Raw genomic sequence first — 11,936 nt, 5'->3', positions numbered from 1 at the left:
CATCCGGGAAAACCCGCAGGTGCGAGGGGTGAGCCGCTCCCCTGTCTTTCAGGCAGTTCTCCATAGAATTCTGACGTGACGACCAATCAGCAGGCCGACCCCCTCATCGGGCGGCTTGTCGACGGCCGGTACCGCGTCCGCGCTCGCATCGCTCGGGGTGGCATGGCGACGGTGTACGTCGCGACCGACCTCCGCCTCGAACGACGCATCGCTCTCAAGGTGATGCACGCGCACCTCAGCGACGACTCCGCTTTCCAGAGCCGCTTCATCCAGGAGGCGAGAGCCGCTGCCCGCCTGGCCGACCCCCATGTCGTGAATGTGTTCGACCAGGGGCAGGATGGCGAACTCGCCTATCTCGTGATGGAGTACCTCCCCGGCATCACGCTGCGTGAGCTCCTCCGCGAGCAGAAACGTCTGACGATCCCGCAGACCATCACGATCATGGACGCGATCCTGGCGGGCCTCTCTGCGGCACACCGCGCGGGGATCGTGCATCGCGATGTGAAGCCGGAGAACGTCCTCCTCGCGGAAGACGGTCGCATCAAGATCGGCGACTTCGGATTGGCACGGGCGACCACCGCGAACACCGCGACCGGACAGCAGCTGCTCGGGACGATCGCCTACCTCGCCCCCGAACTCGTCACGCGCGGCACCGCCGATGCCCGCAGCGACATCTACGCCCTCGGCATCATGCTCTACGAGATGCTGGTCGGCGAACAGCCGTACAAGGGCGAGCAGCCGATGCAGATCGCGTTCCAGCACGCCACGGAATCGGTACCGCGTCCCAGCGTGCGCAATCCTGCCGTACCGGAGCAGCTCGACGAGCTCGTGCTCTGGGCCACCGAGAAGTCACCGGACGATCGACCGGACGATGCCCAGCAGATGCTCGAGCGCCTGCGGGAGATCGAGCGCGACCTCGGCATCGCCCCGACCACGGCCAGAGCCACCGCCCCGCAGCACAGCCACGGTGATTCCGGAGACCTCACCAAGGTGATGCCGGGCACCATGCCCCCCGCCGACCCTACGGCTCCCGTCCCTGCGACACTGGACAACGCGACGCTCCTGCGCAGACGCGCATCCAAACGTCGCGCCCGCGGTGCCTTCCTGCTCGCTCTCGTCCTGCTGCTCGCGGTGCTCGCCGGCGGGGTCGGCTGGTGGTTCGGTTCCGGCCCTGGTTCGCTCATCGCCGTACCAGCCGTCGCCGGCGGCACGTACGACGCGGCAGCAGCAACCCTGACCGAAGCCGGGTTCGTCCCCACGCAGAAGGACGAGTTCTCCATCGACATCCCCGCCGGAACGGTGATCGAGACCGATCCGGCCGAGGGCGTGCGCCTCGACAAGGGCGCCTCGGTCTCCGTGATCGTTTCCGCAGGACCGGCGTCCCACACCCTCGATCCGCTGAACGGACGCGCCGAGCAGGATGCGCGCGACTACCTGGCCGGACTCAACGTCAATGTCACGGACACCTCGCTCCTGCTCTTCTCCGACGCCGACGCCGGCATCGTCATCAACGCCTCCGTCACGCCCAGGGCGGGCGGGGAGTCATACATCTGCGGCGACGGGTGCGAGATCTTCGAGGACGACACCGTCGAGCTGTTCGTCTCGGCCGGCGAGTTCCCCGACGTCGCCGGCATGTCGGTCGACAAGGCGACCTCCACCCTCACGGACAAGGGACTCACCGTCACCGCCGACCCGCAGTACGTCTTCAGCGACAGCGTGTCCAAGGATGTGGTGATCGGGGTCGCCGATCGCGCAGAAGAGGGCAACTGGCGGCCGGGAGACAGCGTGCAGCTGATCGTCTCGAAGGGCCCGGAGCTCTTCCCCGTGCCCGACGTCTCGGGCAAGACCCTGAACGAGGCGAAGAAGATCCTCTCGGACAAGGGTTTCAAGTCGACCTACGCCGCCTGGGGAGACCTGCCCGGTTTCGCCGAGATGGCCAAGGTCACGGGCCAGGATCCGGGCTCGGACAAGTCCCTCCCGCGTGGCGGCACCGTGAACCTCTCGATTCAGCTCAGCGGCTGAGAGGCCCTACCCGTTCGGTCGAGCGCTCGCATGTGCGACGAAGAACGAAAAGGAGCCGCCCTCCCCGATGGTCTCGGGGAGGGCGGCTCCTTTTCGTCCCGTGTGGGAGGTCAGCGCTTCTCGAGCTCCTCCGCCACCAGGAAGGCGAGCTCGAGCGACTGCATGTGATTCAGACGCGGGTCGCACAGGCTCTCGTAGCGAGTGGCCAGGGCCGCCTCGTCGATCTGCTCGGACCCACCGAGGCACTCGGTGACGTCGTCGCCGGTCAGCTCGACGTGGATGCCGCCGGGGAACGTGCCGACCGCGCGGTGCGCTTCGAAGAAGCCCCGCACTTCGTCGACGACGTCGTCGAAGCGACGCGTCTTGTAGCCGGTCGGCGTGGTGATGCCGTTGCCGTGCATCGGGTCGGTGACCCACAACGGCTGGGCGCCGGAGTCACGGACCGCTTCGAGCAGCGGCGGCAGGGCGTCGCGGATCTTGCCCGCTCCCATGCGCGTGATGAAGGTCAGGCGCCCGGGCTCGCGCTCGGGGTCGAGCTTGTCGATCAGCGCGAGGGCGGTCTCGGGCGACGTGGTCGGTCCGAGCTTCACTCCGATGGGATTGCGGATCTTGGAGAAGTAGTCAACGTGCGCACCGTCGAGCTCACGCGTGCGCTCTCCGATCCAGAGGAAGTGGGCGGAGGTGTTGTACGGCGTGTCCGTGCGCGAGTCGATGCGCGTCATCGGACGCTCGTAGTCCATCAGCAGACCCTCGTGCCCCGTGAAGAACTCGACGCGCTTGAGTTCGTCGAAGTCGGCTCCCGCCGCTTCCATGAACTTGATCGCGCGGTCGATCTCCGCCGCCATGCGCTCGTACCGCTGGTTGGCCGGGTTCTGCGCGAAGCCCTTGTTCCAGGAGTGCACCTCGCGGAGATCGGCGAACCCGCCCTGCGTGAAGGCACGGATCAGGTTCAGCGTCGATGCCGCCGTGTGGTAGCCCTGCAGCAGTCGACCGGGATCGGCCGTGCGGGAGCCCTCGGTGAAGTCGTAGCCGTTCACGATGTCGCCGCGGTACGCGGGCAGCGTGACGTCGCCACGGGTCTCGGAGTCGCTCGAGCGCGGCTTCGCGAACTGCCCCGCCATGCGGCCCATCTTGACGATGGGCATCGAGGCGCCGTACGTGAGCACGACCGCCATCTGCAGCACCGTCTTGATGCGGTTGCGGATCTGCTCGGCAGTCGCTCCGGCGAAGGTCTCGGCGCAGTCGCCGCCCTGGAGCAGGAACGCCTGGCCGGACGCCGCGCGCGCGAGCCGGTCGCGAAGGTTGTCGACCTCGCCGGCGAAGACCAGCGGCGGGAGGGTCGCGATCTGCTGGGAGACGTCGGCGACGCGGTCCGCGTCGGGCCACTGCGGCTGCTGCTTGATGGGAAGCGAGCGCCATGCATCAAGGGCTTCGATGTGGTGCGGGAGCATGCGTTCCAGCCTAGTGGTCGCCGGTACCACCGAGATCCGCGTCGGGCCTATGTGACGCGGGTCGGGATCCGGTCCTTGACCGTCGACGCGTAGACGTCTTCGTACTTCTGCTCACCGAGACGCTGGAGCGCCACCATGATCTCGTCCGTGACCGAGCGGAGGATGTACCGATCGTTCTCCATGCCAGCGTATCGGGAGAAGTCGAGCGGCTCCCCGATCACGATTCCGACCCGCACGATGCGGGGCAGTCGCCTTCCGATGGGCATCGCTGTGTCGGTGTCGACCATGATCACCGGCACGACGGGGACCTTCGCCTCGAGCGCCATCCTGGCGATGCCGGTCCGGCCCCGGTACAGCTTGCCGTCGGGGCTACGCGTCCCCTCGGGGTAGATCCCGAGCAGATCGCCCCCGCCCAGCACCTGGAGCCCCGTGTTGAGTGACGCCTCGGAAGCCTTGCCACCCGATCGGTCGATGGGGATCTGCCCGGTGGCCTTCATGAAGAACTTCGTCGCCCACCCTTTGAGGCCCCGACCGGTGAAGTAGTCGCTCTTGGCGAGGAAGGACATCGACCGGTCGATGACCAGTGGAAGGAAGATGGAGTCTGCGAACGAGAGATGATTGCTCGCCAGGATCGCCGCCCCGTTCGCGGGCACGTTGTTCCTCCCCACGATCCACGGGCGGAACACCGCCTTGACCACGGGGCCGATCACCACGTACTTCATCAGCCAGTAGAACATCGTGGTGAAGTCTAGCGCCGCGCCCGGGCTCCGACCGAGCGGTCTCTTCAGCTCTCCCGCTTCCGCGACCCAGTTCCACCTGGAGAGCGACTGGGTTCCATGCCCTAGACTCGATGGAAGTCCGTGCCCGACCGGTACCGAAGGAGCTGCCGTGGTCCAGTTTGAAGTCCCCGCGATCGTCCCCGCCGATCCCGACGCGAACGTCGCCGACCTCCTGGTGAAGCGCGTGGAGGCGACGCCGGATCGGGCGTTGTTCTCCGTCCCGGAGGGAGACGGGTGGCGCGACATCTCCGCCGCCGACTTCCAGACCGCGGTGATCGCGCTCGCGAAGGGCTTCGCCGCAGCAGGCATCCAGCCCGGAGAGAAGGTCGGCTTCCTGGCGCGCACCACATACGAGTGGACCCTCGTCGACTTCGCGTTGTTCTACACCGGCGCCGTGATGGTGCCGATCTATGAGACCAGCTCCCCCTCGCAGATCCAGTGGATCCTCGAAGACTCCGGTGCGATCGCGCTCATCGTGGAGTCGCCGGAGCATTTCGCCCGCGTCGACGAGGTGCGCGGCGACCTGCCGCTGCTCCGCGAAGTCTGGCAGCTGCACCTCGGAGCGATCGACACTCTGACGGCCCAGGGCGCGTCGGTGAGCGACTCCGAGATCGAGCGCCGGCGAAACCTCGCTGTCGGTTCCGATATCGCGACGCTCATCTACACCTCGGGGTCCACAGGCCGCCCGAAGGGATGCGTCCTCACGCACAGCAACTTCGTCGAGCTGTCGCGCAACTCGGCGAAGGCACTGGACGAAGTCGTCCAGACGCCCGGCGCATCCACACTCCTCTTCATCACCACCGCGCACGTGTTCGCGCGATTCATCTCGATCCTCGATGTCCACGCCGGAGTGCGCACCGGGCACCAGCCCGACACGCGCCAGCTCCTGCCTGCACTCGGGTCGTTCAAGCCGACCTTCCTCCTCGCCGTGCCGCGCGTCTTCGAGAAGGTCTACAACTCGGCGGAGCAGAAGGCGGAAGCCGGGGGCAAGGGGAAGATCTTCCGCGCCGCCGCCGAGGTCGCGGTCGAGCACTCGAAGCTGCTCGAGGAGGGCAAGCCGATCCCGTTCGGCATGAAGCTCAAGTTCGCGCTGTTCAACAAGCTCGTCTACAGCAAGCTCCGTGAGGCCATGGGCGGCAACGTCGTCTACGCGGTGTCCGGCTCCGCTCCCCTGGGCTCACGACTCGGACACTTCTTCCACAGCCTCGGTGTGGTGATCCTCGAGGGCTACGGCCTGACGGAGACGACGGCCCCCGCGACGGTGAACCTGGCGGACAAGTCGAAGATCGGCACCGTCGGTCCCGCTCTCCCCGGCGTCGGTGTGCGTCTCGCCGACGACGGCGAGATCGAGGTCCGCGGCATCAACGTGTTCAAGGAGTACTGGAACAACCCGGAGGCGACGGCCGACGCCTTCAGCGAAGGCGGCTGGTTCCACACGGGCGACATCGGCAGCTTCGACTCCGAGGGATTCCTGACGATCACCGGCCGCAAGAAGGAGATCATCGTCACCGCCGGCGGCAAGAACGTCGCACCCGCCGCGCTCGAGGACCCGATCCGCGCGAACCCGATCATCGGGCAGGTCGTCGTGGTCGGCGACCAGCGTCCGTTCATCTCGGCCCTGGTGACGCTCGACCCGGAGATGCTCCCGACATGGCTCGCGAACAACGGACTCGAGGGCACGATGTCGCTCGCCGATGCTTCGAAGAACGCGGCGGTGCGCGCGGAGGTGCAGCGTGCGGTCGATGCCGCGAACGGCCGTGTCTCGCGCGCGGAGTCGATCCGCAAGTTCACGATCCTCGACTCCGAGTGGACGGAAGCCTCCGGTCACCTGACGCCGAAGCTCTCGATCAAGCGCAACATCATCATGAACGACTTCGCCGACGAGATCGCCGCGATCTATGACGAGCCCGTCGCCACCACGAACGTGCCGATCGGCGGCTGACCCTGAGGACACGAAGAAGGGCCCCGCAGGTGCGGGGCCCTTCTTCGTGTGCTCATCAGAACCAGGAACTCTCCCGCACCTCCCGCATCGCGATCTTGCGCGTCTCCGGGTCGAGGCGAGTCAGGAAGAGCTTGCCGTCCAGGTGATCGGTCTCGTGCTGCAGAGCCTGGGCGAGGAGGCCCTCGCCTTCGAGGACCACCGGGTTGCCGTCGAGGTCGATTCCCTCCACGCGTGCCCATGGATGGCGCTGCGCGTCGTGCCACAGGCCGGGGACCGAGAGGCAGCCCTCCCCCGTCGGCTCGGGCTCGCCGCGGACTTCGGTCAGCACGGGGTTGAGGACATATCCGATGTCACCGTCGATGTTGTAGCTGAACGCGCGCAGGGCGACGCCGATCTGAGGCGCGGCCACGCCTGCGCGCCCGGGGAGCTCGACGGTATCGACCAGGTCTGCGACGAGGGCGCGCACTCCGTCGTCGATCTCCTCGATCGGGGCGCAGACCGTGCGCAGGACGGGGTCGCCGAAGATGCGGATCTCACGGACGGCCATCAGGCGGCCTTCGCCCGGAGGCCCTCGACGAGCAACGCGGCGAGTTCGCGGGCGGCGATCCGTGTCTCCGGCAGGAGGTTGGCGAACACGATCGCCCCTCCCCCGGCGATCTGCGGGTCGTACGGCACGCGGACGACACTCCGGGCCCGCGTGGCGAAGTGCGCCTGCAGTTCGTTCAGACGCACGAGCGGAGCGCCCGGCGTGGACTGATTGAGGACGACGATCGCCTCCCGCGCCTGCTCCGCGTACCCGTTGGTCTCGAGCCACGTGAGCGTCTCGGATGCGAGTCTCGCCTCGTCCACGCTGAGCCCCGAGACGATGACGATCTGATCCGCCAGGTCGAGGGTCGCCGACATCACCGAGTGGACGATCCCCGTCCCCGTGTCGGTGAGGACGAGCGAGTAGTAGTGAGCGGCGACGTCCGCGACGTCGCGGTAGTCGCTGTCGCTGAAGGCCTCAGCGATGCGCGGGTCGGCATCGGAGGCCAGGACGTCGAGGCGTGTCGCGTCACGCGCAACGATCGCGGAGATGTCGTGGTAACCCCTGACTTCGTCGTGGATCCGGACGAGGTCGCGCACCGACTTGCTGTGGTTCGGTCGCACGATCCGCTCCGCGAGCGTGCCACGGTCGGGGTTCGCGTCGACCGCGATCACCCGGTCCTCGCGCGCATCGGCCAGGGCCATGCCCAGGAGCGCGGTGATCGTGGTCTTGCCCACCCCTCCCTTGCGGGAGAGCACCGGCACGAAGCGCGCTCCGCCCGCGATCGGCGCCGCGATCCGCGCGGAGAGGGCTTTGCGCTCCCGCGCGCGGCGCCCGTCGCCGATGTTGATCCGCCGGCCGGAGACCGCGTACAGCAGATGACTCCACGCTCCCTCAGGCTCGGGCTTGGTGATCTGATGCGGATCGAGCAGTCGGTCTGCCGTCAGCAGATCAGCGGATTCGCGTGAGGATTCGCCCAGCTCATCCAGGCGCTTCGACGTGAGTGTCACGTCCGCGCGACCCGCCGGGCGTGCCGGCTGGGCCACGACGGGCCTCTCTTCGGGGATGGACACAGTGGTCTCCTTCTCAGCGGGTGTCCGCACGGCGGGTGCCGGTGCAGATGCCGTCGTCTCGGTCCGGGCCTGAGCGAGGAGACGCGCCGCAGCCTCTTCCTCGGCAGCCTCTTCCTCGGCAGCCTCTTCCTCGGCAGCCGCTTCCTCGGCAGCCGCTTCCTCGGCAGCCGCTTCCTCGGCAGCACGCTCACGAACGGCGTCGGGATCGTCGGCGATCGAGTCGCCGGGCTCCTCGTCATCGACGATCACGGCATCGATGACGGCGTCCGCATGCGGACGCGAACCGATCGCTGTCGCATCGATCGCGATCGGCTCGATCACGGGCGAATCGATCACACCGGTGACGACATCGGGCTCTGCGGGCGGCTCCTCCGCCGACGCCGTATCGATCGAGGGCGCCTCGGGCAACGGCTTCGTCTTCGTCTTCGCCGGAAACGCCGTCTCCTGTTCGACGGCAGGCACCGGATCGATAACGAGGTCTCCGATGACCTCGCCGTCGATCACCTCGTCGTCGGCGAGATCGTCGTCCTCGTTCATGGGCAGGGTCACACGGACCTGGGCCGTCCCGCCGAGGATGCCGATACCGGCCGTGTCGAGAGACGCGGCTTCGTCGAGCACCCCCAGCGAGTCGTCCTCGGGGTCGGTGGTGTTCTTCGGTGTCACGATGTCGCTCCAAGCCTGCGCGAGCCCCGGGTGCGCACGGATGCGCGGCCCTCGCCCGCACAAGATTAGTGCGCCGGGCGGATCACGACCAAAAGATCTCCGGCGTCCACCTGCTGCGTCTCGGCGATGGCGTGCCGCTCGATGACACCGTCGACGGGTGCGGTGATGGCCGCCTCCATCTTCATCGCCTCGATGGATGCGACCGGTTCGCCGGCGTGCACGGTGGCCCCCACCTCGGCCTTCAACGTGACGACACCGGAGAACGGTGCGGCGACCTGGCCGGGAACCGAGGTGTCCGCCTTCTCCACCTCGATCGCATCGACCTTGACCGCGCGATCACGGACGAACACCGGACGAAGCTGCCCGTTGAGGGTGGTCATGACCGTGCGCATGCCCTTGTCATCCGCGTCGCCGATGGCCTCGAGTCCCACGTAGAGCCGCACGCCCCGGTCGATCTCGACCTGATGCTCCTGGCCGGCGACGAGGCCATAGAGGTAGTCGCTGGTGTCGAGCACCGAGAGGTCGCCGAACAGTTCACGGCGCTCGGCGAACTCCGCACTCGGCGCAGGGAACAGCAGGGTGTTGAGCCGCGCTCTGCGCTCAGAGCTGGTGCCGCCGAGCGCTGCTTCATCGTCCGCGGTGATCGCCGTGATCCCGGTGCGCACCGACCGTCCTGCGAGGACCTTGGTACGGAACGGCTCTGGCCATCCGCCGGGAAGGTCGCCGAGTTCACCCGCCATGAATCCGACGACCGAGTCCGGCACGTCGTACTTCTCGGGGTTGGCCTCGAAGTCGGCCGGATCGGCTTTCACCGCCGCGAGATGGAGCGCGAGGTCTCCGACGACCTTCGACGACGGCGTGACCTTGGGCACCCGCCCGAGGATGCGGTCCGCGGCGGCGTACATGTCCTCGATGAGTTCGAAGTCGTCGGCCAGACCGAGTGCCTTCGCCTGCTGCCGGAGGTTGGAGAGCTGGCCGCCGGGGATCTCGTGGTGGTAGACACGGCCCGTGGGTCCGGGCAGTCCCGACTCGAAAGGCGCATACTGGCGACGGACCGCCTCCCAGTACGGCTCCAGGTCGGAGACCGCCCCCAGGGAGATGCCGCTGTCGCGCTCCGTGTGGGAGAGCGCAGCCACCAGGGACGACAGCGAGGGCTGGCTCGTGCTCCCCGAGAGGGGTGCCGATGCGGCGTCCACCGCGTCGACGCCGGCCGCGCTGGCGGCGAGAAGCGTGGCGAGCTGGCCTCCGGGGGTGTCGTGCGTGTGCAGATGCACGGGCAGGTCGAAGCGCTCGCGCAGCGCCGTCACCAGCTTGGCCGCCGCCGCGGGTCGCAGCAGACCAGCCATGTCCTTGATGGCGATGATGTGCGCGCCAGCTTCGACGATCTGATCCGCCAGGCGCAGGTAGTAGTCGAGCGTGTAGAGGTCTTCTGCCGGATCGAGCAGGTCACCGGTGTAGCAGAGCGCGACCTCGGCGACGGCGGTCCCCGTGTTGCGGACGGCCTCGATCGCCGGACGCATCTGCTCGACGTCGTTGAGGGCGTCGAAGATGCGGAAGATGTCCACCCCGCTGGCGGCCGCCTCGGCGACGAACGCCTCGGTCACCGCGGTGGGGTACGGGGTGTATCCGACCGTGTTGCGCCCGCGCAGCAGCATCTGGATCGCCACGTTCGGGAGCGCGGCCCTGAGCTTGTCGAGTCTCTCCCAGGGGTCTTCGCCGAGGAAGCGCAGCGCGACGTCGTATGTCGCCCCTCCCCACGCCTCGACCGACAGCAACTCGGGAGTCAGCCGTGCGAGATAAGGAGCCGCGGCGACGAGGTCCTTCGTGCGCACACGCGTGGCGAGGAGGGACTGATGCGCGTCGCGGAAGGTGGTGTCGGTGATCGCCAGCGCCGTCTGCGCACGGAGACTGCGGGCGAAACCCTCCGGTCCCCGTTCGAGAAGCCTCTGGCGAGAGCCCGGAGCAGGCTCGGTCGTCAGATCGACGGAAGGAAGCTTGGCGACCGGATCGATGACGCCGGGGTGCGCACCGTGCGGCTTGTTCACCGTGACGTCGACCAGCCAGTTGAGCAGCTTCGTTCCACGGTCCTTCGAAACCCGGCCACGCAGCAGCTCTGGACGCTCATCGATGAAGGACGTGCTGACGTCACCGGCGATGAACGCGTCATCTTCCAGGAGAGCCTGGAGGAAGGGGATGTTGGTGGAGACACCCCGGATGCGGAACTCCGCGAGCGCTCGACGTGCGCGGGCGACCGCCGCAGGGAAGTCACGACCGCGGCACGTGAGCTTCGCGAGCATCGAGTCGAAGTGAGGGCTGATCTGTGCGCCCTGGTGCACCGTGCCGCCGTCGAGACGGATGCCGGCGCCTCCCGGCGAGCGGTAGGTGGTGATCTTGCCGGTGTCAGGACGGAATCCCTGAGTGGGATCCTCCGTCGTGATCCGGCATTGGAGCGCCGCTCCGCGCAGGTGCAGATTCTGCTGCTGCAGACCGAGGTCGGCGAGGGTCTGGCCGGAGGCGATGCGCATCTGGCTCTGCACGAGGTCGACGTCGGTGACCTCCTCTGTGACCGTGTGCTCGACCTGGATGCGCGGATTCATCTCGATGAAGACGACCTCGCCCGTGCGCTCCCCCGCGGTCTCCAGCAGGAACTCGACGGTTCCCGCGTTCTCGTAGCCGATCGACCGGGCGAAGGCCACGGCGTAGCCGTGCAGCGCCGTCCGCACGCTGTCGTCGAGGTTCGGCGCCGGAGCGATCTCCACGACCTTCTGGTGGCGCCGCTGCACCGAGCAGTCGCGCTCGAACAGGTGGACCGTCTCACCCGTCTTGTCGGCGAGGATCTGCACCTCGATGTGCCGAGGGCGCACGACCGCCTGCTCGAGGAACATCCGGGCGTCGCCGAATGCGCTCGCAGCTTCCCGCATGGCCTCCGCGAGAGCGGGCGCGAGATCACCTGCCGTCTCGACACGACGCATCCCGCGGCCTCCACCACCGGCCACGGCCTTGGCGAACAGCGGGAAGCCGATCTCCGCCGACTGGGCGACGAGTGCATCGACGTCGTCGGAGGCTTCTGTGGATCGCAGCACCGGCACTCCGGCCTCGACCGCGTGCCGCTTCGCCTCGACCTTGTTCCCCGCCATCTCGAGCACATTCGAGGGTGGGCCGATGAACACGATGCCGTTCGCTGCGGCCTTCTCGGCGAGCTCCGGGTTCTCGGAGAGGAACCCGTACCCGGGGTAGATCGCATCGGCGCCGGACTCCAGCGCGACCCGGATGATCTCGTCGACATCGAGGTAAGCACGGACGGGGTGACCGCGTTCGCCGATCTCATAGGCCTCATCGGCCTTCAGCCGATGCACGGAGCCGCGATCTTCGTAGGGGAACACCGCGACGGTGCGCGCTCCCACTTCGACTGCCGCACGGAAGGCACGGATCGCGATCTCGCCGCGATTCGCCACAAGGATCTTCTGGAACATGCACACC

Annotated in this window: 7 protein-coding genes; 2 read left to right on the top strand and 5 right to left on the bottom strand. The window is 67.8% G+C overall.

Annotated features, from left to right (window positions below; translation table 11 throughout):
* The first annotated feature begins 75 nt into the window (after window positions 1-75).
* Window positions 76-2,022, top strand: coding sequence for a Stk1 family PASTA domain-containing Ser/Thr kinase (gene pknB / locus FFS56_RS02830; protein WP_127012061.1), 1,947 nt, complete (start codon window positions 76-78; stop codon window positions 2,020-2,022).
* 110 nt (window positions 2,023-2,132) lie between these two features.
* On the opposite strand, the gene FFS56_RS02825 is transcribed toward pknB, so the two are convergent.
* The gene (locus FFS56_RS02825) at window positions 2,133-3,473 is read right to left on the bottom strand and encodes a class II 3-deoxy-7-phosphoheptulonate synthase (protein ID WP_046749332.1); all 1,341 of its coding nucleotides are present in this window, start codon (window positions 3,471-3,473) and stop codon (window positions 2,133-2,135) included.
* A gap of 47 nt (window positions 3,474-3,520) precedes the next feature.
* Complete coding sequence (locus FFS56_RS02820; RefSeq protein ID WP_046749333.1) at window positions 3,521-4,210, bottom strand: lysophospholipid acyltransferase family protein; 690 nt, start codon at window positions 4,208-4,210, stop codon at window positions 3,521-3,523.
* 151 nt (window positions 4,211-4,361) lie between these two features.
* Between FFS56_RS02820 and FFS56_RS02815 the strand changes: the two genes are divergently transcribed.
* Window positions 4,362-6,194, top strand: coding sequence for an AMP-dependent synthetase/ligase (locus FFS56_RS02815; protein ID WP_058632789.1), 1,833 nt, complete (start codon window positions 4,362-4,364; stop codon window positions 6,192-6,194).
* Between the two features lie 55 nt (window positions 6,195-6,249).
* Here the strand turns inward: FFS56_RS02815 and def are convergent, their stop codons facing one another.
* From def to FFS56_RS02800, 3 genes are all read right to left on the bottom strand, one after another.
* Window positions 6,250-6,741 (bottom strand): peptide deformylase, encoded by a 492-nt coding sequence (gene def, locus FFS56_RS02810; protein ID WP_046749335.1) that lies wholly within the window; start codon window positions 6,739-6,741, stop codon window positions 6,250-6,252.
* Window positions 6,741-8,456: a MinD/ParA family protein gene (locus tag FFS56_RS02805; protein WP_127012060.1), complete on the bottom strand. Its 1,716-nt coding sequence runs from the start codon at window positions 8,454-8,456 to the stop codon at window positions 6,741-6,743. Before FFS56_RS02805 ends, def begins: the two co-directional genes overlap by 1 nt.
* Window positions 8,457-8,521: 65 nt before the next feature.
* Window positions 8,522-11,929 (bottom strand): pyruvate carboxylase, encoded by a 3,408-nt coding sequence (locus FFS56_RS02800; protein ID WP_046749337.1) that lies wholly within the window; start codon window positions 11,927-11,929, stop codon window positions 8,522-8,524.
* Between the last annotated feature and the right edge of the window lie 7 nt (window positions 11,930-11,936).

The organism is Microbacterium sp. Beta (assembly GCF_005502545.1).
GTDB lineage: Bacteria > Actinomycetota > Actinomycetes > Actinomycetales > Microbacteriaceae > Microbacterium > Microbacterium oxydans.
Note: the sequence above shows the minus strand (reverse complement) of the source record. Positions and strands in the feature narration are given on the sequence as shown.

Bases quoted from the DNA above. Each gene is read 5' to 3' on its own strand.
- FFS56_RS02820 (WP_046749333.1), bottom strand. From the start codon at position 4,210: ATGTTCTACTGGCTGATGAAGTACGTGGTGATCGGCCCCGTGGTCAAG.
- def (WP_046749335.1), bottom strand. From the start codon at position 6,741: ATGGCCGTCCGTGAGATCCGCATCTTCGGCGACCCCGTCCTGCGCACG.
- FFS56_RS02825 (WP_046749332.1), bottom strand. From the start codon at position 3,473: ATGCTCCCGCACCACATCGAAGCCCTTGATGCATGGCGCTCGCTTCCC.
- FFS56_RS02800 (WP_046749337.1), bottom strand. From the start codon at position 11,929: ATGTTCCAGAAGATCCTTGTGGCGAATCGCGGCGAGATCGCGATCCGT.